Below are 19,767 nucleotides of genomic sequence, written 5' to 3'. Positions count from 1 at the left end.
GTTCAAGTACAAGTAAAAAATGCTGACCAAAAAGCTGACCAAGCGATGCAAAAACATGACTAAAACAGAGAAGACTCAGTCTGGTTCTATTGCATAAACTATTGATTTTATTTAAATGTTTGGTCGGGGTGAGAGGATTTGAACCTCCGGATATTGTTTATTAAACAAACACTTATTTGCCATTGATGACCATATCCATACCAAACATTTTGAGAGCTTTACTCCCTTGACCGCCATCTCCAGGTATCCAGCGCGCATAGGTATTAATAGTAACCAGCACATTTGAGTGTCCCATCTGAGTAGATACCCAAGCTAACTGTTCTCCAGCCGATAGCATCATCGATGCGTAAGTGTGTCGTGTCTGGTATGGGTTTCTGTACTTCACTCCGGCTTTTTTAAGCAGAGGTGTCCAGCAGGTTTTTCTTATCTGCTGACTACCATCCCATGGCTTGCTGGTTAACGGGTTATGGAATACTTTGCTTTTCTGAAGCAGTGTGTATTGCTTCTGATCTTTAAGTGCTTGCTCTACCGGTGGAAGCATATCAATCTCTCTTGTTCCGGCCTTGGTTTTAGTAGTCTCCTCCATGCGACTTGCGTCAGTGATTGCTTTAGTTACCTGTATTTTCTTATTATCGAAGTCAATATCAGCCCATTCTAAAGCGATCAATTCTGATGGTCGCATACCGGTCCAAAAGGAAGTAATGATCTGGTTGCGTATCTGGCCAGTGGCTGTCGATACAATCAGTTCCTGTTCTTCCTTTGTGAAAGGCTCTACATAGCCGATGGTCTTTGGTGCTTCATTTCGCCGATATGTCCAGTTGTAGATCGGGTTATCCGGTGTCAGCCCGTCACGCTGGGCATCTTCCAATGCGGTTCGCAGTGTGCTTAAGATATTGGATAGTCGTTTGTTCGAGCAGCTCATGTTGGCTATCCATGTGCGCACATCACCGCGTGTTAAGGTGCCTAGTAATTTTGAACCAAACTGCTGGATAATTAAGTTAATGGTCTTACTGTAATCTTTGTAAGTGCTCGCTTTGATAGTTGGCCTTTTGTTTGCCAGCCATTCGGTTAGATACGACTTTACCGTGTACTGTGTTGGTGCAAACTTATCCGCATTTTTAGATCGTGGGAAAGTGTACGAGTAGTCAAAGCTACCGTTATCAATCGCATTCAGAACGGCCGCTCGGTGCTGGGATGCCTTCTTTAGGTTAGCGGGGGTGGGCTTGAGGTTGATACGCTCCCGGCAACGCTGGCCGTTGTAATAGAAGTCGATTTCGATCGATGACTCACTTGCGGCTCTGACACCTGGATACTTGTTTCCACCCATGAAATATACCCACTGATATTGATTAAGATCCGTCCGTCCGGCGCTTTAGTGTACTCCTTCCCTCTGACCCAGTCACCGCGAGCAATTTTTGCTCTGACAGCATTCGGCGTATATCCGGTTTCAGAACAAAATTTATCGATTGTTACGTAATTTGCAACCATGGTCGCTATCAGTTCTGCCCGTCCGCCAGATCGTATATCAACTGGGCGAGGTCGTCGGTTGTTTTGATGTTGCGCACGTCATCACCGTTATTCAGTGTGACTGTGTTGTGCTCTTTAGAGCCCATGTCCACCTCCAGCCAGTACCAATCCAGCCATTCGTTATCATCACCAACCAGCCTTGCAACCGATCTTGTATATCTGGATTCGATCCGATGGATTGCATTGATCAGGGGTGATTCCGGGCACGCCTGCACGATTTTTGACAAGGCATCCAGCTGGTCTTCCAGGTCAGATATAGTCTCTTGCCATGCTCTAAGCTGTATTTTGATTTCTTCGAGTTTCATTGTCCGCTTACCGTCCTCTGTCACTTCTTGGAAGTCTCTCCTCGGCCAGGCGGGCATATCCCTGTATGTCGTGCCAGTTGTCTGCGTAGTTGGGATCTCCCGATAATATGCGTGCGATTTTGTCGGCGATGACTGTCAGTGCTTGCTTCTGGACATAGGATAAGTTGTGCCAGTTATCACAGGTGTGATACCTCATAACGTTCTGGAGTGCCTGGGCGATCCTCGCGTGCACGCTGAAATCACCATAACGACTTCCACGTTCGGCCAGTGTGTCTTCTATGCTCATGTTTTGATCTCTATTGTTCATATTCCATTCGGTTGCCATTTCTGCCTGACGAATGCATCTTCCTTCCGGCCCTCAACCGCTGACTTGGGAACGATCGGGCGGCCGGAAGCATTGAGGTAAAACAGTATTCCCATGGTTCGCAACTGCTTTACCTGGGCAGACTTCAATCTGCGCCCGGTTAGCTCAGCAACGTCGGCGGGCTCAAGAAATATGGACATGGCTGTGTTTCCCCTGGCAATAACTATTCATTGCCTTTTCCAGGAATATGAAGGCTTGCCGTTGCTGCCTGCAGATTCTTCCAGTTTGTGCATTTGAGAACGAATAAAGGTTTTCCTTATCAACTGTTTTTCTGATCCGGCGTGTGGTGTTGGTCGTGGCCTTCCTTTTCCCTTTTGGTATCAGCTCTAGACGCTCCATCCTTTTCCAAACCGCGTTTTCTGTTCTGCCAAGCTCTTTAGCGATATCCTTCACGAACACGCCTCTGGCCCGGAGATACATGAGGATCTCTACATCATCCTTCGTCCACAGCTTGACGTTTCTCATCTCATTACTCCCGCAGCCAGCAGTGCGGCTCCGATTAATGCAAGGATCCCTGGCTCTGCCACTGGCTTATATTTATCAGCACATGGCTTGCCAGATTTCCTCACCGTTTGCCTGTATGCTGGCGCTGGCCAGTAGAGCACGGGCGGGGTTTGGCCGGCCATGCTCTGTGCTATCCATGGCGAGGTTGGGTAGCCGATGTGCTTATCGGGGTCTGTTGAGTGGCGCGTAGTCGGTTTTGGCAGTGGGTCTGTGATGATTTCACCATCCTTGCCGTACTCATAGCCGGGTGGGAACAGTTCGTCATAAGGAATTCCGAAAGCGACGTATTCAGGGGCATCATCAGTGATGCATATATCTCCGCCAATAGAATCTTCTGGCTTCTCATTGCGATCAGGTGCGGTTACTATGATCATGACCAGCCAGGTAATGCCAGCAAGCAGGGCGATTACTGCAGTTCGTTCAGCATAATAGGTGAAAGATTCTTTGTTCATCTCGTCACCTCCTCGTCGGTGGTGCGCATGTGCTTTCCATCTGCATCAAGGCGTGGGGTTAGGCCACCTGGAAACGTATTCAGGTATTGCAGGCCGGTCTCATGATCTACCAGAATTCTCATCCCAGATCGTTTCCCTGTGACATGATCGTCTGTGCTGTCCAGCTGCAGCTCTACCTTTCCATGGAACAAGATAGCCAGAAAAAATAGAACTAATGCGATGCATCCAATAAACGCTAGAAAATTATTCATGGCTGCTCCCGGTGGTGAGCAGCGATAACCCGATAAATATCCTCAATAACGCTACAGTCCTCAATCGTGCCGTCGAAAATTTCATCGACTATCTTTCCGAGCAGTTGCCTAGAGATTGATAGTGGTAGTATCTGTGCTGGTTTCAGCCTCTCAATCTCAGCCTTGAGTGCGTCGATTTCCTTCTGTTTTTGACAGAACGCAGCAAAGGCACCAGCAACGTAAAGCTCTTGATATTCACCATCGCTGTTTAGCGAGAAGTCCCACAATGAACCGACAAACTTCTCAAACTCCTCTCTGGTAGTCATTTGGTTACCTCCTGCCTGTGTTTTCGAGCAAGTTTCCGATCAGATCGAACTGCTCCATGATTGACAGGAATACATCCATCATCACTATTCCAACCGTGGCAGCTATTGCAGCGATGATCAGGTTTGTCAGGATTGTTTTCATGCTTTCACTCCTCTGCTTTGGTTGATGGGAGTGGCAAACGCGATACCCATACCAAAGCGCGCCTTGGCATCTTCAATGGCGGCAAAGGTTGAGCTGAACAGCCCGGTGTATTGATATTTCTTGTCGGACTGGTACAGCTTCACCAGGAAGGGGATTAAAGGTTTGGTGTTCATGGGGGCTCCTGTTTAATGTTGCATGTGAATAATTAAACACTATGTTTAAATATGAGTCAAACAATTTGTTTAAAATATTAAACATCCCCAGGGATCACCCCCCCCATTCTGAGGGCTAGTTGACAAACACAAGGAAAAGCCCAAGGAATCTGGTTGACAAATCGATTTTTGGTTGACGAATAACGGAAATAGCCCATAGGTGAATGGATATTTCTTACCCAGAAGAATCCCCCCAGCCTTCAGGAAATGGGCGAGCGGGTAGCCGGGTGGTAGCAGGCAACAAACAAAACCAAAGGAGTTTTTATGAAAGAACTGAAACCGATACGACTGAAGATCAAATCCCTGAATGAAGATCGTACTTGTCATGCGCTGGTTGTTCTGGACCAGTACATGGTTGCAGGTGCGAGGAAAGCAGATGTTGTGATAGAGGGTGGTAAATTCGCCGTGGTGAAGCTGGAGATTCTTCTGAAAGATATTGATCTGGAGATTCCGGGGTTGCCGGAAGAATTGCCGCTTTTCCCTGAGCCTGTTCAGGTTGAGCAGCTGGCAGAAATGCTCAAAAAATCAGATGATGATTCAAATCTTAGTGCCTGGAGGGATGAGGCGTCATGGGATCAAAATTGGCAAGTGGGCACGACAGTATTAAATACCCATTTCCTTGAGAAGATCATTGGTGAATGGAAACGTCGAATAGAATGCAAGCAAGCCGCTGCTGCATTGCAGGTTACCGAATACGGGAAGGTTGCGCTTCAGCATGGTGCAGACAATGTGCGTGATTGCGTTATGGATCTGGAGGAGTTAATAAATTCCAGATCTGGGATTTTTCTGGTTACATGGGAGGGATTTGTGACTCCAGCCAATGCTTCAGGTAAGAAAAAGTGAACGATTTCCCTTCTTTAAGGACGGTTCTCATGGCTTTCTTCCAAATCTTGTTATCTACTGCTGCATCGGCAAAGTCATGTCCATTCCATGTCGGGGAAACCAGAATGGCATAAGGGCTCTCTGAAGTGAGCCCTCCTGGGATTATTGCATGGACCAGTCCGGCTTGCTCCATCAGCCAGACATGATAGCCCACTTGTTCATCGGAGACCCCTTCGATAGAAGGGTTTCCGTTTGTATATCCGTGTTGTTCAGCAATTGCTTTCAGCAATATCTTTCTTACCAGATCCATATCTCTTTTCATTCCTCCCTCCTTTGTTCGATTGAATGGAACATTAATCCTATTGAACCCTCGTGTTCGTCAAAGTCAGGAAAAGACAACAAAAAACCCGGGGGAACTTATCTAGCGCTGGTGAGGTATAAGGTGTTGCTCGAAAACTTTGGGATGATGAAATGAATAGGGAGGGAGAAAAGCCGGTCCAATACAGCGTCAGATGTTTCCATGACGACAACGGATTCTGGTTTGAAGTTTTTGATGTTGAGAATAGTGCTGAGAATAGAGATCGTATTGTTAAGGATCTTAAAAGGGTGGCATCGGAGCTTTTGAAAACACGGGGATTATATGAATATGCTTTTCATTTTTCTCATTCCGAAGAGGGAATGCGGTTGCAAATTGATGGGATTGACCTTACGCCGGAAAATAAAGCCAGGCTGGCCAAGGAATTAAAATCTGCGGCCAGCTCTCTATTGACCGATTAATTTTTAGGATTGGTATCCACAACCTGCTTCCAGGTTTGCCCTTTTCCACTTGTAGGTGGCGCTGGTTCTCCTTTGACCATCGTGGCTTTCTTACCACTCTGATCTTTGTAGATCCCAGAATCCTTTACTTTCTCGCCTGGTTTTACCGTTTTGCTGTCTTTGGTCATTTTGATCTCCTTTCAGTTAGGGTATCAATTAAAACGGCAGAAAGAATTAGCCACTTGAATTAATTCTGAGTAGATTTCCAGGCAACGAAAAACCCGCGGGGCGGGATTTGTTTGTTAAGTTGAGGAGGGATGAGTCGTTAGCGATTTATGGCTGCAAGGCCAGGTTAACGATTAAGGGAGATATGAGTATGGAGGTGGTAGTAAATCATCAAACTGAGTTTCTGAAAAAGGATGGGCAATACTAATCACTATGATGCAGAGGATTCGACCTTTAGTACAGACCGATATTATTGATGTATCAGGCTGGGAAGCAGATGCTGAGTTTGCTATTTTTCCTCAGGGAGCTCGTGCTAAGGAGGCTGTATTTGCACCGAGCCAACCTCATGAAAAATTCATTGTTCCAAATAAGCGGTACCTATTTAAGCGGTCAAAAAGAAGCTACCCAGATCAGTTTTGGGGGGAGGTGATTGCTTATCGTATTGGTTGTTTGCTAGGCGTATCTGTACCACCCGCTTTTGTAGCTACAAATACAAAAAGTGGTCATTGTGCTGCCTTAATAGAGTGGTTTTATATCGACGGGAAAGAACAATTTATTCTCGGTGGCGATCTTGTTAGAAATATTCAAACTGGATTTGATCGGAAATATGGTCAGCAACATAACATTGTGGATATTGTGTTGCTTATGCGAATATTTTCCCGAAGCGGATTATTGAAGTCAGGATGGCGTCAATGGTGGGTTGATGCATTGCTTTTTGACGCGCTTATTGGAAATACGGATAGGCACCAAGACAATTGGGGAGTGATATTTGAGCAAGATTCGATAACTCTATCACCTTTGTTTGATAATGGAACAAGCTTAGGTCATGAGCGCTTTCCTGATCTAGTACGGAATTGGAGCGCTGCAAATTTCAACCGCTATATTCTGAAGGGAACTCACCACGTGAAATGGTCTCTTACTGACCAGCCATTAATAAGTGGGCATTTGCAATTACTAGAGCGAGCTTTAAAAGAGTGGCCTGAAACCAAGGAGCTTACGGGAAGTAGATTAAATTTCAGCAATGCTGAACTGACCGGTTCTATTTATGATTTGCAGCTATTAGACGCCCCGTTGCCGTTAACTCGTGAGAGAATGTTATTTATTCTCAAATTACTTACCCGTAGGCATCAGTTGCTTAAATCCTTGTTTGAATGAATCTGCTAAATCATATAGTCGAGCCGCAACGGTTATTGCTCGCATGGCAACCGCCTGATATACAGGCGCACCCTCGTACCCGTCGGGTAGTAGGGGAGGTTGTGGCAAACGCTTCCGGAGAATTAACTTTTCGCTACTTGCAAGGCACAGAAGACTACGAAGCTGCAATAGACGCAGGATTCAAAGGCTTCCCTGCTTTTCGTGGAGAAGCAGAGGAATTCTCTGATAGTGTGTTGAACGCATTCATTCGTCGTTTGCCACCACGAAACCGCGAAGATTTTGATGACTTTCTCGCGCTGCATAGGTTACCCTCACCTTTTACACACTCTGATATGGCACTACTCGCATATACCGGAGCAAAATTGCCTAGTGATGGTTTCTCTCTTGTACCGGACTTCATAAAAGAATGTATTCCGTGTGATTTTCTGATGGAAATTGCTGGGGTGCGCCATGTATTCCGTGGTGATATATCCAGAATCCTAGAAATTGGCGATCCTGTCTCATTTTTGCCTGATGAGCATAATATTGTGGATCGGGATGCAATTTTTGTTGTTTGCCGTGGGCAGAATATTGGGTATGTAAATCGTGTGATGCGAGAAAACTTTAATTTCTGGCTTAAGCATTACGACGTTGTGGCTTCTATAGAACGCCTAAATGGCAAACCAGATCGTCCTCTTGTGTATATCAGGGTTGGTGTGAGTTAATTGGTGATCCCGCCTTCCGCTGCTTGAATTTGCTCTTGCGCCACAGCCACGGCGGTACTCTTTCCTTATCCGGTAGTTTCCACAGCCCGCGGCGGTTAAGTCTTGCCTCATGTTCCAGGCTGTAGAGTTTCGCATATTGTGGATATACCCAGGCAGACCACGTTTTACCATCTAGGCGTTGATATCCACTTTATTCACCGGAGAGCTCCGTGAAAATCCAAAGCGGTCGTAAAACTGGCAACCTTAGTGTGAGTATTCTGGTTTAACCATCAATGCTTGCTGGAATCAATCGGCAATATCCCATCCATTGAAGCTGAACAACGCTATTATCAGCAACTCGAAATATTCAAAAAGCAAACCGTCTTACTTTGACCAATCAGCCTCCTCAATTCACGGGGCGATTCACGTAGACAAAGGAAACCGTGTCGATGGCTCTTGAACACCTTGATTTTATATGGAAACTTATTCCGGCTGGAACAATCATGATCATCGTTCTCGGTGCTTATCGCTTTTATTCGCGTCATTTCCTCGAAATAGAGCTGCATACAGATTCAGCAGAATCGTTCTGCTACGTGCTCGATAGCGAGAGGAATGTATCAAACATGAAGTATTTGTATTACGCCCAGCTAAAGGCGATCGTCGACATTTCGGTCGGAAAAGATCTAGGTTTAGAGGACGTATATTTCGTACTCGAGGACTATAATAAGCTCTTTCAAGTCAGTTTCTCATCGCCACACGCACCGCAAAATGTACGAGACTTCTTCGATGTATACGGTAAAGAATGGGAATCTGAGGACGCTGACGATACCGGAAAAACAAAAGGCGCCACCCGTGCTAAGTACCATCTGAAGGCACGGGGTGTGGCAGAACAGCTAGGAGATGCATTCCCCAATCTTCCCGAGGGAGGATACTCTGTGATTATGGTACTCATGCTTAAGCGGTTTTGGGTTCTCGTGCCGTGCAGTTTTGCTTCTCTGCGGGATGGGAGTTGCTCCACGATTCGTGGCGCAGCCAGGGTGTACCGAAGATTCGGTAAAAATATCGATCCAATAAAATTATTGAAAGGCAAAGAAGACTTATTAAATAAAGGTGAGAGCTTATGCCGCTTGCAACTCGCGATCCTTGATTTTGATTTCTTGCCTTGGAGTTCGCTGTTTAAAGTGATGCCAATAAAGAAAGAACGCGTCTAATCGCAAGCAGTTATTCATGGGTCTCGGTTCTCCTAAGGTAGAAATATATCCAGTCGGCCTCGGGATTAACACAGAACTTATCAGGTAAAAGATAAGTACGGCATCCCCAGAGTCGGGTTGAGCTTTAGTTGATTCTGTTTACCAGAACTTCCGAAGTGACCATGCGCCTAATACGCGGCCGCAAACGATTACCGAGTTTGCTTCATTTCCAGTAAGACGCTCTGTTTCATAGGCTTTGTTATCGCTGATGATAGCAAGCACGTTTCCGTGCAGCTTTTGTAAGCGTTTCACTTGGACATCATTTCCGCGAGTAATGACGTATATTCCATCTCCATCATAGGCGCGAACAGTGGCATCCACGAATAGGACGTCTCCATTCTCAATGGTGCCTTGCATTGATGTTCCATGTGCGGTAATCAGTTTAATGCGTGACAGATCTCCACCAAGAGCGGAATGTGCCCAAGATTCCAGCACGTTGATACGTTGCACTACTTCTGGGAATTCCAGGCCGTTACATCCATCACCAGCTGCTGCTTCAACGTTAAGCAGATCAAGGCTGATATACCCCGGATCCTGAGTTGGTAACTCAATACCATCACTAATACGCATTTCCCCGCTACCTGTCTCAATCCATACTGCTGAGCAGCCAATAGTACGTTGAGCAGCGAGCATTCCTTCTTTAGATACTCCGCGTTTTTCCCAGTTTTTTATGGTTTGAGGTGATGCATTTATGGCGCGTCCAAGGTTTGAAGGAGAGCTGATCCCCTTCAGATCTTTAGCGGCTTTATATAGACGTTCCATACTTTTGTGCATCCCTCATTCTCTCTCAAGTAAACAAAACGTTGTTTCACGCAGTGTTGATTTATTTTTAAACATGGTGTTTAATTCACTTAATTCTTATCACACAAGATGTGAATCACTATGTCCGTGTCAGCCGATAGAAAGTTAATTGAATCGTTTGGAGGACCAGCAAGAGTTGCTGAGCTCCTTCGCTACAAGAAAAAAGGGGGTACTCAACGCGTCCATAACTGGATGACAAGAGGAATTCCATCGAAAGTAAAACTTGATCATCCCGACATTTTTCTTATTACAGCAGAGGCTTCTGCACCCACCCAACAGGAACAGCCGTGAAACCAGTATCAGCGAGTGTGGGTGAAAGATCACGCAAGGCGTATTCGTTAGCCTTGCAACGTCTTGCATCTGTTGGAATATGAATGAGGGTCTGATGATGGCCGCTGAGTCAAAAGCCGAATTGAAAGCTCGATCACAGCGTTATCAGTCCCTGGTGCTGAAGCATGCAGCATCCACAGGACAAATAAACGTTGCGGAATCTATCAATCTGTCAGAGGCGACTGTGTCTCGCTTCCTGAGTGAGGATACGGGCATGGAACGAGCCTGCCTGATATTCGCATCGCTGGGATTAAAGGTAGTGCCTCAAACCCATATCTGCGTAGCCAAACCCATGTATGACGCACTCGTCACGATCGCAGCCGGGGCAATGAATAATCCGGAAACAGTTCAGAAACTGGTCTGGGAGGAATGATCAGATGAAAAAGTTACTGACGGGGAGGGCAGGGTGACCATTCCCCATACAGAAAAACTCATGGTGCACTTCCTTAACCCCAGCGGGCAGCGTGGATTCACTATCTCCTCTATCCACGTAGCGGGATGCCCGCAATCCTTATTGATTGATAGCCTGAATATGCAGCTTAAGCCCCAGCGCTTTGACAACTTTCATGATGGTGGAAAACTCTGGGTTTCCTTCACCGGACAGTGCTTTGTAAAGGCTTTCGCGGCCAAGACCGGTATCGCGGGCGAGTTGGGTCATACCGCGTGCACGGGCGATATTGCCCAGTGCTTTGGCGATGTAGCGAGCGTCATCTCCTGCTTCTTCCAGGCAGGCATTGAGGTAGAGGTCGATGTCTTCCTCTGTTTTCAGATGTTCAGCGCTATCCCAGCGACTCAGTTTTATTGCATCCATTGTTTATCCTCCAATTTTACGAGCGAGTTCGAGTGCTGCCTGGATGTCCTGCTGTTGTGTAGCCTTGTTTCCACCTGCCAGCAGCACGAATATTTCTATGCCCACCTGTTTGAAATAAATCCGGTATCCAGAGCCTGTGTGGATACGCATTTCAGATACGCCTTCACCCACCGGCTGACAATCGCCGAAATTGCCATCTTCTGCACGGTCGATCCGTGCCTGGATTCTAGCTTTGGCTGGGCGATCTTTCAGATTGCCGAACCAGTCGTCGAAAACCTCGGTGGTCTGGATTATGTTCATGTGCATATAGTATCCCTTGGGATACGATTTATCAAATGAATAATAAGATCGATTTCAAGCGGATCGCTGATGCTGTACTTGGCCGTGCACGTGCGCTGGTGCCGCAATGGTTGCCGGGTGGTGAGATGGCCGGGGCTGAGTATAAGTGCCTGAACCCTACGCGCTCGGATCATCGCAAGGGTTCGTTCTCGATCAATCTGGTGTCCGGGGTATGGTCTGATTTTGCGACCGGCGATGCTGGTGCTGATCTGATCAGCCTGTATGCATATATCCATCATCTTTCGCAGCTGGATGCAGCCAAAGCGGTAGCAGAGCAGCTGGGAATCACACTGGACCCTTCACCCGGTTCAGTAAAAGAAGAAAAGCCACCGAAAAACCCGGCCAGGAAACGTTCTGCCTGGGTGCCGGTGCTGCCGGTGCCGGGAGATGCACCGCCTGTTCCTGTGGCGCATCCGGTGCGCGGGAGATCTGATCGGCGGTGGGATTATTTCGATCAGGATGGGCGGCTGCTGGGAGCGGTACACCGGTTCCAGACATCGGATGGCGGCAAGGAGATTCTGCCGTGCGTTTTTGCGCAGCATGAATCCTCCGGCAAGCGTGAATGGCGCTGGATGGCATTCCCTGAGCCACGTCCGCTGTATGGGTTACGTGAGCTTGCTCGATACCCTGAGAAGCCTGTTCTGCTGGTCGAGGGCGAGAAATGTACGGATGCAGGCAGGATCGTGCTTGAGGGTGATTTTGTATCAATAAGTTGGTCAGGCGGTAGCAAGGCGGTTGATAAATCCGATTGGCAGCGGCTGGCTGGGGAAGTAATTTATGTATGGGCAGATTGTGATGCGAAGCGCGATAAAGCCGGCAACCTGCTGCCGGAGCATAAGCAGCCGGGGATGGCGGCGATGCTGCGGATACGGGATATTCTGCTCAATCTGGATCCTGCCACGAAGTTTTACATAGTGCCGATACCTGCACCAGGTGAGAAGCCGGACGGCTGGGATATAGCGGATGCGATCGAGGAAGGCATGAGTAAGGAAGCGCTGCTGTCTTTGATCCGGTCTGCGGCTGAGGTAGTTGATTTTACGGATGAAGAAAAGGTATCTCCCCCTCCCTCTGGTGAGGTGAATGAAAAACCGGACAAACCCAAGCAATCTGCCAAAAAGGACAAGGAGAAAGAGATTGATTGGGATAAGTACGCCATCCTGAAAGATCATTTCGCATTGATCTACGGCACAGATACTTGCTACGACTTGCGCCACGGGATGATTGTCAAGGTCAATCACTTGCGGCTGGCGTTTGGGGCGGGTTACGTGAAGATGTGGCTGAATTCGGAAAGGCGTCGAATGATCATGCCGGATCAGCTGGTGTTCGATCCTTCGTGCCAGACGGCTGATTCGCAGATCAATCTGTTTCGCGGGTTTGAGATGCGCCCCCGGAAAGGGGATTGCTCCGTGATTATTGAGCTGCTGGCACATTTGTGCGCGGATTCAGCTGAGTCTAAACAGGACGTGGCAGATGTGATCGACTGGGTACTGAAGTGGCTGGCGCTGCCGTTGCAGCGGCCGGGTACGAAGATGCGTTCTGCCCTGGTGTTCCATGGTCCGCAAGGGATGGGTAAAAACCTGTTCTTTGAGATATTTACCCGGATTTATGGCCATTATGCGCTTGTTGTTGGACAGGATCAGCTGGAGGATAAGTTCAACGACTGGGCTTCGCAGAAGTTGTTTTTGATTGGCGATGAGGTGGTAGCCAGGCAGGAGCTTTATCACCACAAAAACAAGCTCAAGGCATTCATTACCGGGGAGACGATCCAGATCAATGCCAAGATGTTGCCGTTGCGCACGGAGGCCAATCATATCAACGTGGTGTTTTTGTCGAATGAGCACCAACCCCTGGCGCTGGAGGATGGTGATCGGCGCTATTTCGTGGTCTACACGCCGCCGGGGCGGGATGATGTTTTGTATACGCGGGTGGCTGCCAGCTTTGAAAAAGGCAGTGTTGAGGCGTTTTATCGTTATCTGCTTGATTATGATCTTGATGGTTATTCCGAGTTCTCTTTGCCGCTGATGACCACTGCAAAGATCGACCTCATAGAGCTTGGGCTCAAGCCGGCTGATCGATTTCTCCGCGAATGGCTGAGGGGTTATCTCCCTCTCCCGCTACAGGTATGTTCTGCCGGGCAGTTATATCGTGCTTTTCGCCATTGGTGCGGGTTGACCGGTGAGCGGTTTCCTCCAATCCAGGAACATTTTTCAAAGTCATTGATCAAGAGTGCGGCGCTGATTGGATCCAGAATGCCAAACAAAGGACCACCACTGCATTATAAAGTGATCAAGCTCGACGATAGTGTGAGCGGCAAACGTGCTGTCCGAATGTGGATTCCATCGGATTATCACCGTCCCGAAGGAGTTACTGAGGGAGCGTGGGCGGCAAATCTGATGAACATTTTTGAAGAAAGGTTGGCCAGTTTTACTGGCTCAAAGGAGGGTGCTTGATGTTTTTGGCATTTTTTGCGATCTGAAACCCGCGCAGTTACGCAGGTTACGCGGAAGTTACGCGGCGGTTACGCCTGAAACCCGCGTGGTTACGTGGGTTACGCCGAAATCCCCCGCGCGCGTACATGAGTGTATGCATACATAACTTAATAACTATAGACATATTACTGATATGAATTTAATGCAAAGTAAAAAACACCGCGTAACCGCGTAACTCACGTAACTACGGGCATCTTAGGCGTAACCACCCGCGTAACTTATATGTTTTCACGTAACCATCTTATTTTTATATATCAACCACATTTTTTTAAAAAAGAGATGAGATGAATAAAGAAGAAGTAAGAAGGTTGTTTCCATTTTGTTGTGCTGTGGCAGATAAGTACCGGGAAGTGTTTGGAGATGAGGTGAAGCTGGTGTACGTGGCAGAAGGTGGCCGGGAGCTGGGCAAACGCAGTGAAGGGGTGGTAACGGCTTTGTCTGGCGATGCGAGCATAGTGGGAACTCAAGCAAAGGAGAAGTAGGGATGGCAAAAATAGAGATCGATATGAAAGAAATTGAGCGCCTTGCGAAGGAGTTTGATCAGGTTCGCAAGCAGCAGATTCCGTATGCACTGCGGTTGACAGCGAATAAGCTGGCTGAGAATACCAAGCTCCACATGGAAACGAAGCAGATACCCTCACTCGACCGGCCGACACGGTACGCGCTCAACATGATGCGGGTTGACTATGCCAGGAGTAATAAAAATCCGGTGGCAACCGTGAAGGTGAAGGATACGGCAATGGTTACCAAGCGCGGGATGTTCGGGCCGGATCAGGTGCTGGGGCACCTATTCACGGGTGGGCAGCGCCGAGGGAAAGGATTCGAGGGATTGATGCAGCAGGCAGGTATCTTGCCCAAGGGCATGTATGCCGTGCCAGGAGAGGGAGTAACACTGGATGGATACGGCAATATGCCCAGGGGGCTGATCGTCCAGCTGCTCGCGTATTTCAGGGCATTCCAGGAGTCAGGGTTTAGGGCGAACATGACTACCAAGAGCCGCGCTGCCTTCGGGCGGCGTCACAGGCGAAAAAATTACCAGAGTGCGCAGTCATTCAATTTCTTCCTGATACGGGTAGGCGACAAGAGCAGGCTGCATCCGGGAATCTGGTCGAGAGTAGGATTCAGTGTAGGAAAGTCGATCAAGCCTATCCTGATGTTCGTTAACAAAGCAGTGTATCGCAGGTATTTCGACTTGCCATCGATCGCAGACATGATCATCGAGCGTGACCTGGAATTCGTTTTTAATCAATCGTTGAATCATGCCATTGCTACCTCATTTTGGCGTAGGTACTCCCGGAGGCCCTCTCCTGAAGGGTAATGAAAACCCCGTTATGGCACTAGGGTGTGGTTCCGGGGCATGCTTAGGATATAGTATTGATTCTATTGGATTTATACATTTATGACCGCAGTTAAACAGATCAAATTCGCAAAGATGCTCGGGTTCAGCGATGTTGCTGTAACGCATCTGAAGAACGCCGGCAGGCTTGTATTTACGGAAGATGGTTTGGTTGATGTTGAAGCCAGCAAGAAGCGGATTGCAGAAACCGCTGACCCGCGTCGTGATGACGTTGTACGCCGGAATGCAGCAAACCGCGGAAGTGATCCTGGCTTGACCAGCGAGACTCCTGCGAATATCAATTTCCAGGAATCGCGGGCGATGAAGGAGCACTACCTGGCATTGCAAGCGAAGGTTGACTATGAAACTCGGATGGGTGAACTGGTCGAGCGTTCCACGGTAGAACGAGACTGGATGAACGTGGCGGTAATCTTGCGCACGTCGTTGGAAAGAATCCCTGACAGTATGGCGGCCGTGATTGCGGGGGAAACTGACATCGAGCGAGTACACGCCATGCTGACCGAGCAAATCGAACAAGCGCTGAAGCAGGCAGCTGATCACATCAACAGAATGCAATGATCCAATACACGCGAACCTTTGCACGCGGAATCTACCCGCGAAAAAAACTGACAGTCTCGCAATGGGCAGATGCAAATCGGATCCTGTCCAGCAAATCATCCAGCGAGCCGGGTAACTGGCGCACATCGCGCGTGCCCTACACTCGGGAAGTCATGGATAGCCTCTCCGCGTCCAGCCATGTGCAAAGGATCGTGCTGCAGTTCTCTGCTCAAAGTTCAAAAACGGAGATCGCTTTGAACTGGTTGGGCTACATCATGGAACATGCCCCGGCGCCCACCCTGGTCGTTGTGCCTACGCTGGAAGTGCGCAAACGCTGGGTAAAGCAGAGACTTAATCCGATGTTGACAGAAACCCATGCTCTGGCAGAAATCTTCGATGCAAAGCGCTCCAGGGACTCCAGCAATGCGGAAGACATCAAAGACTTCCCAGGTGGTGTCATGGTCATTGGTGGCGCGAACAGTCCGGCCTCCCTGTCATCCATGCCGATCCGGTATGTCGTCTGCGATGAAGTAGATCGTTTCCCCTGGGAAGCCGGCTCAGAAGGTGATCCACTCGGACTGATCGATGAACGTACCAAGACCTTTCCGCGCAGGAAGGTGCTGCTGGTATCAACGCCAACCATCAAGGATTCCAGCCGGATCGAATCCGAATACCTCAGTTCGGATCAGCGCCGGTACCACGTGCCTTGCCCGCATTGCGATGAGCTGCAAACGCTCAAATGGTCCAACCTGAAATGGGATGATGCTGTCGAGCGTGCCTGGTACATCTGCGAACACTGCGGCGCAGAATTCGACGAAAGCCATAAAACATGGATGCTGGAACGTGGAGAGTGGATCCCGGCTCATCCCAATCGCCCGGTGCGCGGCTATGCCATCAATGGCCTGTACTCCTCCAATGGCCTTGGGTTCAAATGGATTGAAATCGTTCGGCAATGGCTGGATGCGCAAGGGGATCAAACCAAGCTGAAACGCTTCATCAACACCACTCTGGGAGAAGTCTGGGAAGATCAGTCTTCCAAGATCAGCGCAAGCGACATGCTGCAGCGCGTTGAAAACATCTCGCAACGGACAATTCCGGAGGGCTGTCTTGCGCTGACAGCCGGTGTGGATACCCAGGATCAATGGCTCGCAGTCAAGCTGCTTGGCTGGGGTGACGGCCGTCTGTGGATCATCGAATGGCACACCATCCATGGCGATACCACCAGGAACGAAACGTGGGACAAACTGGAATCCTGGTTGAATACATCGCTGATCAACCAGTGCGGCTACCCCATGCAGATCGATGCCTGTGCGATCGACGTACGCGGACACCGTGGCGAACAAGTGAAGAAGTTCGTCGCCCGCAGAACGCTCAGGGTGCCCGTCTTCGCCGTACAGGGCGCTACCACCCGAATGGGCAGAGCTATATCATCCACCCCATCCTATCCGGAAAAAACGCTCCGTGGCTCCATCATCCGCAATGGCCATGCCCTCTGGAACATCGGTACAGAATACTGCAAGGATTATATTTACGCCACGATCGCCAGTGATGGCAACCTGCCGGCGGATGAACGAATCATCCACTTCCCGCAAGGGTTGGATGAATCCTACTTCGATGGCCTGCTTTCTGAAACATTCGATCCGGGATTGAATCGCTACGTCAAGAAGAAGGGCGTGAAATACCTGCGGAATGAGCCGATTGATACGGTGTGCTATGCATGGGCAATCGGCCATCACAAGCAAGTCAAAATCGGCATGAACACGAGGGGAGATCCGAATCCGCAATACTGGGAACGCAGAAGAACGATCTACGAACAACCTGGCTTGTTCACGTTTGGCGGTGGCAGCGGTGCCGGGAAACCGGACAATCCGCCTGATGTACCGCCGCCATCGGCTCCCGGCAAGATCACACTGGGCGGCCAGTGGGGGCGTGGTTGAGGCATGGCATGGACATCGTGGAAGATATGATCTCTCGGGTGATGGATGTCCTGAACATCCGCTCAGGCAGCGAACCGGCCGCCAGACTGAACGAAGTGGAACAGCAGATCCGGCAGGCATGGGGCGGAACAGAACCTTACATTCTCAGATGTCGCCGCCGGGACAAAATGAGAGAACAGGCGCTGCAGACGCTGGCCAAAGGGCTACCGTTGAAGGAAGTGGTCAGAAAAACCGGCATTAGCCGGGCGCAGGTCTACCGCCTGCTTAAATTGAAAAAATAGTCTCATTTCCCCCTGAAAATGAGACAAAAAACAGAGTAATGTCACCGCAACCGTAATCGACGATCAGGAGGAATCATGGCAGCAATCACGTTGGAGCAGGCGCAAGCCCAACTTGCGAAATATATCGAAGCTGAAAGCAAGGTCCTGGAAGGGCAATCGTACATGATCGGCGGCAGGCAACTTACAAGAGTGAATATGATACATATACGGGATGGGATCAAATACTGGAGTGGTCTCGTCCAGGAGCTTTCTGCCCGGGCGAGTGGGCGTGGCCGTTCCAGAATCGTATCTCCAAACTGGTAAGCAATTGATGGATAAGACAAAACAGAACATTATAGACAGAGCCATTGGCATATTATCACCGCGCATGGCGCTTGAACGCATGAAATACCGCTCGGCCCTGGCATTTGCCGGCAGCTACAACGGCGGATCATCCCGCCGTGCTGCTCTGCGCAACTGGAACCCTTACGCGGGTGATGCCAACGAGGATACCATTCACGATTTGCCCGTTCTGCGTGCCCGTTCGCGTGACCTGGCGCGTAATGCCCCGATCGGCGGTGCTGCATTGAATACCCTGGTCACCAACGTCATCGGCACCGGGTTATCCATGCAATCCAACCCAGATGCCAAACTGCTGGGCATGGACGAACAAACCGCGAATGCGTGGAAGCGCAACGTCGAATCAGAATGGATGCTGTGGTGTGAGAGCACAGACTGCGATGCCGCCAGAATCAACACCTTCTACGGGCTGCAGGCACTGGCCCTACGCTCGATGCTGGAATCGGGCGATGTCATTGCCATCACCCCGGTCATCACCGGCCGCAACATCCCCTACACCCTGACCGTGCAACTGATCGAAGCGGACCGCCTCACCAACCGCAACCACGCACGGGACACCAGCAGCAAAATCGCCGGCATCACACTCGACAGCAATGGTGCGCCCATGCGATACGACATCACCCGGCAACACCCCGGTGCAGCGCGCCCCGGTCAGCTCGAATGGATCGAGATAGACGCCTGGGGCAAGAATGGCCGGCGCAATGTCATCCATCTGTTTGAGCGACGCCGGCCCGGGCAAGTGCGCGGCGTACCGTATCTCGCCCCGGTCATCGAACACCTTAAGCAGCTTTCCCGCTATTCGGAAGCCGAACTGCAGGCCGCCGTCATCTCCGCCGCCCTGGCCATCTTCATCAAGATGGATGCAGACGCCTTTCAAACTTTGTTTGATGGCCAAAGCGCAGACACATACATCCAGGGCGCATCCAGCTGGGATGGCAGCGTCAATACCGATCTGGACGGCCCAGGCAAGGCTGTCAATTTGCTGCCGGGCGAAAGCGTGGACGTGCCCAGCCTTGGCCGGCCCAATGCCAACTACGATCCTTTCTTCCTCTCGATGCTCAAGCAAATCGGGCCGGTACTGGAGATCCCGTTTGAAGTCTTGATCAAACACTTCTCCAGTTCCTATTCAGCCAGCCGTGCCGCCATGCTGGATTTCTGGCGCTTCGTGCGTGTGCGACGGGATTTTATGGCCACCTACTTCTGTGAACCGATCAAGGAACTATGGTTCGAGGAAGCCATCGCCTCCGGCCGCATCGCTGCCCCCGGGTTTTTCTCCGACCCAAGAATCAGACAGGCCTGGACGCGCGTCATCTGGATTGGAGACAGCCCCGGCAGCATTGATCCGGAGAAAGAAGTCAACGCGGCTGAAAAACGCATCCACCTGGGCATCAGCACACGGGAGAAAGAAAGCATCGCCTACGATGGCGGTGATTGGGAGGCGAATGTCACTCAGCTTGCCAAGGAACAGGTCATGCTGGAATCAGCCGGATTAGCGCAGGAAAAACAACCGTTTACGCCATCATTGCCGCAGCAGGGCTAGCGAAATAAAAATTGTCTCATTTCCCCCTAAAAATGAGACAAATAACTCTGTAT

General features: G+C 49.6%; 29 protein-coding genes and 1 pseudogene. 15 read left to right on the top strand and 15 right to left on the bottom strand.

The window, feature by feature from the left end:
* Window positions 1–172 precede the first annotated feature (172 nt).
* From ABO04_RS05085 to ABO04_RS05045, 10 genes are all read right to left on the bottom strand, one after another.
* Window positions 173–1,327, bottom strand: a complete 1,155-nt coding sequence (locus tag ABO04_RS05085) for a DUF3596 domain-containing protein (RefSeq protein ID WP_160809616.1) — start codon at window positions 1,325–1,327, stop codon at window positions 173–175.
* A gap of 169 nt (window positions 1,328–1,496) precedes the next feature.
* Window positions 1,497–1,832, bottom strand: a complete 336-nt coding sequence (locus ABO04_RS05080) for a hypothetical protein (RefSeq protein ID WP_160809615.1) — start codon at window positions 1,830–1,832, stop codon at window positions 1,497–1,499.
* A 7-nt stretch (window positions 1,833–1,839) separates the two neighbouring features.
* Window positions 1,840–2,139, bottom strand: coding sequence for a DUF6378 domain-containing protein (locus tag ABO04_RS05075; protein ID WP_205012742.1), 300 nt, complete (start codon window positions 2,137–2,139; stop codon window positions 1,840–1,842).
* The gene (locus ABO04_RS05070; protein ID WP_160809614.1) at window positions 2,136–2,336 is read right to left on the bottom strand and encodes a DUF4224 domain-containing protein; all 201 of its coding nucleotides are present in this window, start codon (window positions 2,334–2,336) and stop codon (window positions 2,136–2,138) included. The genes ABO04_RS05075 and ABO04_RS05070 overlap by 4 nt, the downstream gene beginning before the upstream one ends.
* Window positions 2,320–2,661: an Lrp/AsnC family transcriptional regulator gene (locus ABO04_RS05065; protein WP_160809613.1), complete on the bottom strand. Its 342-nt coding sequence runs from the start codon at window positions 2,659–2,661 to the stop codon at window positions 2,320–2,322. The genes ABO04_RS05070 and ABO04_RS05065 overlap by 17 nt, the downstream gene beginning before the upstream one ends.
* The gene (locus ABO04_RS05060; RefSeq protein ID WP_160809612.1) at window positions 2,658–3,152 is read right to left on the bottom strand and encodes a hypothetical protein; all 495 of its coding nucleotides are present in this window, start codon (window positions 3,150–3,152) and stop codon (window positions 2,658–2,660) included. Before ABO04_RS05060 ends, ABO04_RS05065 begins: the two co-directional genes overlap by 4 nt.
* Entirely contained in the window at window positions 3,149–3,403 is a 255-nt protein-coding gene (locus ABO04_RS11795; protein WP_164504272.1) for a DUF6440 family protein, read from the bottom strand. The genes ABO04_RS05060 and ABO04_RS11795 overlap by 4 nt, the downstream gene beginning before the upstream one ends.
* Window positions 3,400–3,708, bottom strand: a complete 309-nt coding sequence (locus tag ABO04_RS05055; RefSeq protein WP_160809611.1) for a hypothetical protein — start codon at window positions 3,706–3,708, stop codon at window positions 3,400–3,402. The genes ABO04_RS11795 and ABO04_RS05055 overlap by 4 nt, the downstream gene beginning before the upstream one ends.
* 4 nt (window positions 3,709–3,712) lie before the next feature.
* Complete coding sequence (locus tag ABO04_RS05050; RefSeq protein ID WP_160809610.1) at window positions 3,713–3,850, bottom strand: hypothetical protein; 138 nt, start codon at window positions 3,848–3,850, stop codon at window positions 3,713–3,715.
* Window positions 3,847–4,023: a hypothetical protein gene (locus tag ABO04_RS05045; protein WP_160809609.1), complete on the bottom strand. Its 177-nt coding sequence runs from the start codon at window positions 4,021–4,023 to the stop codon at window positions 3,847–3,849. The genes ABO04_RS05050 and ABO04_RS05045 overlap by 4 nt, the downstream gene beginning before the upstream one ends.
* 303 nt (window positions 4,024–4,326) lie before the next feature.
* On the opposite strand from ABO04_RS05045, the gene ABO04_RS05040 reads away from it, so the two are divergent.
* Window positions 4,327–4,905 (top strand): hypothetical protein, encoded by a 579-nt coding sequence (locus tag ABO04_RS05040; RefSeq protein ID WP_160809608.1) that lies wholly within the window; start codon window positions 4,327–4,329, stop codon window positions 4,903–4,905.
* On the opposite strand, the gene ABO04_RS05035 is transcribed toward ABO04_RS05040, so the two are convergent.
* Window positions 4,853–5,206, bottom strand: coding sequence for a DUF2513 domain-containing protein (locus ABO04_RS05035; RefSeq protein WP_160809607.1), 354 nt, complete (start codon window positions 5,204–5,206; stop codon window positions 4,853–4,855). The two genes, ABO04_RS05040 and ABO04_RS05035, sit on opposite strands and share 53 nt — an antisense overlap.
* A gap of 149 nt (window positions 5,207–5,355) precedes the next feature.
* On the opposite strand from ABO04_RS05035, the gene ABO04_RS05030 reads away from it, so the two are divergent.
* The gene (locus tag ABO04_RS05030) at window positions 5,356–5,661 is read left to right on the top strand and encodes a hypothetical protein (RefSeq protein ID WP_160809606.1); all 306 of its coding nucleotides are present in this window, start codon (window positions 5,356–5,358) and stop codon (window positions 5,659–5,661) included.
* Here ABO04_RS05030 and ABO04_RS11790 read toward each other — a convergent pair.
* A complete protein-coding gene (locus tag ABO04_RS11790; RefSeq protein WP_164504274.1) occupies window positions 5,658–5,828 on the bottom strand; it encodes a hypothetical protein in 171 nt (56 codons plus the stop codon). The genes ABO04_RS05030 and ABO04_RS11790 overlap by 4 nt on opposite strands.
* 250 nt (window positions 5,829–6,078) lie before the next feature.
* On the opposite strand from ABO04_RS11790, the gene ABO04_RS05025 reads away from it, so the two are divergent.
* The 4 genes and pseudogenes from ABO04_RS05025 (at window position 6,079) to ABO04_RS05015 (ending at window position 8,914) form a co-directional block, all read left to right on the top strand.
* Window positions 6,079–7,020, top strand: a complete 942-nt coding sequence (locus ABO04_RS05025; protein ID WP_160809605.1) for a HipA domain-containing protein — start codon at window positions 6,079–6,081, stop codon at window positions 7,018–7,020.
* A gap of 101 nt (window positions 7,021–7,121) precedes the next feature.
* Window positions 7,122–7,724, top strand: coding sequence for a hypothetical protein (locus ABO04_RS05020; RefSeq protein ID WP_160809604.1), 603 nt, complete (start codon window positions 7,122–7,124; stop codon window positions 7,722–7,724).
* 192 nt (window positions 7,725–7,916) lie between these two features.
* Window positions 7,917–8,096, top strand: a pseudogene (locus ABO04_RS12050) (IS3 family transposase); the annotation flags it as partial.
* 56 nt (window positions 8,097–8,152) lie between these two features.
* Window positions 8,153–8,914, top strand: a complete 762-nt coding sequence (locus ABO04_RS05015) for a hypothetical protein (protein ID WP_160809603.1) — start codon at window positions 8,153–8,155, stop codon at window positions 8,912–8,914.
* Between the two features lie 138 nt (window positions 8,915–9,052).
* Here ABO04_RS05015 and ABO04_RS05010 read toward each other — a convergent pair whose 3' ends face one another.
* A complete protein-coding gene (locus ABO04_RS05010) occupies window positions 9,053–9,715 on the bottom strand; it encodes a helix-turn-helix transcriptional regulator (protein WP_205012741.1) in 663 nt (220 codons plus the stop codon).
* 409 nt (window positions 9,716–10,124) lie between these two features.
* On the opposite strand from ABO04_RS05010, the gene ABO04_RS05005 reads away from it, so the two are divergent.
* Window positions 10,125–10,457, top strand: coding sequence for a hypothetical protein (locus tag ABO04_RS05005; RefSeq protein ID WP_160809602.1), 333 nt, complete (start codon window positions 10,125–10,127; stop codon window positions 10,455–10,457).
* Between the two features lie 138 nt (window positions 10,458–10,595).
* On the opposite strand, the gene ABO04_RS05000 is transcribed toward ABO04_RS05005, so the two are convergent.
* Together ABO04_RS05000 and ABO04_RS04995 are read right to left on the bottom strand one after the other, a co-directional pair.
* Window positions 10,596–10,895 carry an addiction module antidote protein gene (locus tag ABO04_RS05000; protein WP_160809601.1) on the bottom strand — a complete coding sequence of 100 codons (300 nt, stop codon included), beginning with the start codon at window positions 10,893–10,895 and terminating at the stop codon, window positions 10,596–10,598.
* Window positions 10,896–10,898: 3 nt separating this feature from the next.
* Window positions 10,899–11,195 carry a type II toxin-antitoxin system RelE/ParE family toxin gene (locus ABO04_RS04995; protein ID WP_160809600.1) on the bottom strand — a complete coding sequence of 99 codons (297 nt, stop codon included), beginning with the start codon at window positions 11,193–11,195 and terminating at the stop codon, window positions 10,899–10,901.
* A gap of 35 nt (window positions 11,196–11,230) precedes the next feature.
* Between ABO04_RS04995 and ABO04_RS04990 the strand changes: the two genes are divergently transcribed.
* The 8 genes from ABO04_RS04990 to ABO04_RS04955 all read left to right on the top strand — a co-directional run bounded on the left by ABO04_RS04990 (window position 11,231) and on the right by ABO04_RS04955 (window position 19,714).
* Window positions 11,231–13,684: a DUF5906 domain-containing protein gene (locus ABO04_RS04990; RefSeq protein ID WP_160809599.1), complete on the top strand. Its 2,454-nt coding sequence runs from the start codon at window positions 11,231–11,233 to the stop codon at window positions 13,682–13,684.
* A gap of 323 nt (window positions 13,685–14,007) precedes the next feature.
* Window positions 14,008–14,205, top strand: coding sequence for a hypothetical protein (locus tag ABO04_RS04985; RefSeq protein ID WP_160809598.1), 198 nt, complete (start codon window positions 14,008–14,010; stop codon window positions 14,203–14,205).
* Window positions 14,206–14,207: 2 nt separating this feature from the next.
* Window positions 14,208–15,041: a hypothetical protein gene (locus ABO04_RS04980; RefSeq protein ID WP_160809597.1), complete on the top strand. Its 834-nt coding sequence runs from the start codon at window positions 14,208–14,210 to the stop codon at window positions 15,039–15,041.
* An 81-nt stretch (window positions 15,042–15,122) separates the two neighbouring features.
* Window positions 15,123–15,638, top strand: a complete 516-nt coding sequence (locus ABO04_RS04975; protein WP_160809596.1) for a hypothetical protein — start codon at window positions 15,123–15,125, stop codon at window positions 15,636–15,638.
* Window positions 15,635–17,554 (top strand): phage terminase large subunit family protein, encoded by a 1,920-nt coding sequence (locus ABO04_RS04970; protein WP_160809595.1) that lies wholly within the window; start codon window positions 15,635–15,637, stop codon window positions 17,552–17,554. The genes ABO04_RS04975 and ABO04_RS04970 overlap by 4 nt, the downstream gene beginning before the upstream one ends.
* Before the next feature lie 8 nt (window positions 17,555–17,562).
* Window positions 17,563–17,835 (top strand): helix-turn-helix domain-containing protein, encoded by a 273-nt coding sequence (locus ABO04_RS04965; RefSeq protein WP_160809594.1) that lies wholly within the window; start codon window positions 17,563–17,565, stop codon window positions 17,833–17,835.
* A 75-nt stretch (window positions 17,836–17,910) separates the two neighbouring features.
* Window positions 17,911–18,138 (top strand): DUF6148 family protein, encoded by a 228-nt coding sequence (locus ABO04_RS04960; RefSeq protein WP_160809593.1) that lies wholly within the window; start codon window positions 17,911–17,913, stop codon window positions 18,136–18,138.
* 7 nt (window positions 18,139–18,145) lie between these two features.
* Window positions 18,146–19,714: a phage portal protein gene (locus ABO04_RS04955; RefSeq protein ID WP_160809592.1), complete on the top strand. Its 1,569-nt coding sequence runs from the start codon at window positions 18,146–18,148 to the stop codon at window positions 19,712–19,714.
* Window positions 19,715–19,767: the final 53 nt, after the last annotated feature.

Origin of the sequence: Nitrosomonas sp. HPC101 (genome assembly GCF_009833125.1) — a bacterium.
Lineage (GTDB): Bacteria > Pseudomonadota > Gammaproteobacteria > Burkholderiales > Nitrosomonadaceae > Nitrosomonas.
The sequence above is the reverse complement of the archived record's forward strand: the minus strand, read 5'-3'. Positions and strand labels throughout refer to the sequence as shown.

Coding starts and splice junctions, on each gene's coding strand:
- ABO04_RS05005 (WP_160809602.1), top strand. CDS start 10,125: ATGAATGAGGGTCTGATGATGGCCGCTGAGTCAAAAGCCGAATTGAAA.
- ABO04_RS04985 (WP_160809598.1), top strand. CDS start 14,008: ATGAATAAAGAAGAAGTAAGAAGGTTGTTTCCATTTTGTTGTGCTGTG.
- ABO04_RS11795 (WP_164504272.1), bottom strand. CDS start 3,403: ATGAATAATTTTCTAGCGTTTATTGGATGCATCGCATTAGTTCTATTT.
- ABO04_RS05060 (WP_160809612.1), bottom strand. CDS start 3,152: ATGAACAAAGAATCTTTCACCTATTATGCTGAACGAACTGCAGTAATC.
- ABO04_RS04980 (WP_160809597.1), top strand. CDS start 14,208: ATGGCAAAAATAGAGATCGATATGAAAGAAATTGAGCGCCTTGCGAAG.
- ABO04_RS05055 (WP_160809611.1), bottom strand. CDS start 3,708: ATGACTACCAGAGAGGAGTTTGAGAAGTTTGTCGGTTCATTGTGGGAC.
- ABO04_RS04995 (WP_160809600.1), bottom strand. CDS start 11,195: ATGAACATAATCCAGACCACCGAGGTTTTCGACGACTGGTTCGGCAAT.
- ABO04_RS05080 (WP_160809615.1), bottom strand. CDS start 1,832: ATGAAACTCGAAGAAATCAAAATACAGCTTAGAGCATGGCAAGAGACT.
- ABO04_RS11790 (WP_164504274.1), bottom strand. CDS start 5,828: ATGACCAAAGACAGCAAAACGGTAAAACCAGGCGAGAAAGTAAAGGAT.
- ABO04_RS05065 (WP_160809613.1), bottom strand. CDS start 2,661: ATGAGAAACGTCAAGCTGTGGACGAAGGATGATGTAGAGATCCTCATG.
- ABO04_RS04970 (WP_160809595.1), top strand. CDS start 15,635: ATGATCCAATACACGCGAACCTTTGCACGCGGAATCTACCCGCGAAAA.
- ABO04_RS05010 (WP_205012741.1), bottom strand. CDS start 9,715: ATGGAACGTCTATATAAAGCCGCTAAAGATCTGAAGGGGATCAGCTCT.
- ABO04_RS04960 (WP_160809593.1), top strand. CDS start 17,911: ATGGCAGCAATCACGTTGGAGCAGGCGCAAGCCCAACTTGCGAAATAT.
- ABO04_RS05050 (WP_160809610.1), bottom strand. CDS start 3,850: ATGAAAACAATCCTGACAAACCTGATCATCGCTGCAATAGCTGCCACG.
- ABO04_RS05035 (WP_160809607.1), bottom strand. CDS start 5,206: ATGAAAAGAGATATGGATCTGGTAAGAAAGATATTGCTGAAAGCAATT.
- ABO04_RS04990 (WP_160809599.1), top strand. CDS start 11,231: ATGAATAATAAGATCGATTTCAAGCGGATCGCTGATGCTGTACTTGGC.
- ABO04_RS05015 (WP_160809603.1), top strand. CDS start 8,153: ATGGCTCTTGAACACCTTGATTTTATATGGAAACTTATTCCGGCTGGA.
- ABO04_RS05025 (WP_160809605.1), top strand. CDS start 6,079: ATGATGCAGAGGATTCGACCTTTAGTACAGACCGATATTATTGATGTA.
- ABO04_RS05000 (WP_160809601.1), bottom strand. CDS start 10,895: ATGGATGCAATAAAACTGAGTCGCTGGGATAGCGCTGAACATCTGAAA.
- ABO04_RS04975 (WP_160809596.1), top strand. CDS start 15,123: ATGACCGCAGTTAAACAGATCAAATTCGCAAAGATGCTCGGGTTCAGC.
- ABO04_RS05070 (WP_160809614.1), bottom strand. CDS start 2,336: ATGTCCATATTTCTTGAGCCCGCCGACGTTGCTGAGCTAACCGGGCGC.
- ABO04_RS05085 (WP_160809616.1), bottom strand. CDS start 1,327: ATGGGTGGAAACAAGTATCCAGGTGTCAGAGCCGCAAGTGAGTCATCG.
- ABO04_RS05030 (WP_160809606.1), top strand. CDS start 5,356: ATGAATAGGGAGGGAGAAAAGCCGGTCCAATACAGCGTCAGATGTTTC.
- ABO04_RS04965 (WP_160809594.1), top strand. CDS start 17,563: ATGGACATCGTGGAAGATATGATCTCTCGGGTGATGGATGTCCTGAAC.
- ABO04_RS05045 (WP_160809609.1), bottom strand. CDS start 4,023: ATGAACACCAAACCTTTAATCCCCTTCCTGGTGAAGCTGTACCAGTCC.
- ABO04_RS05075 (WP_205012742.1), bottom strand. CDS start 2,139: ATGAACAATAGAGATCAAAACATGAGCATAGAAGACACACTGGCCGAA.
- ABO04_RS04955 (WP_160809592.1), top strand. CDS start 18,146: ATGGATAAGACAAAACAGAACATTATAGACAGAGCCATTGGCATATTA.
- ABO04_RS05040 (WP_160809608.1), top strand. CDS start 4,327: ATGAAAGAACTGAAACCGATACGACTGAAGATCAAATCCCTGAATGAA.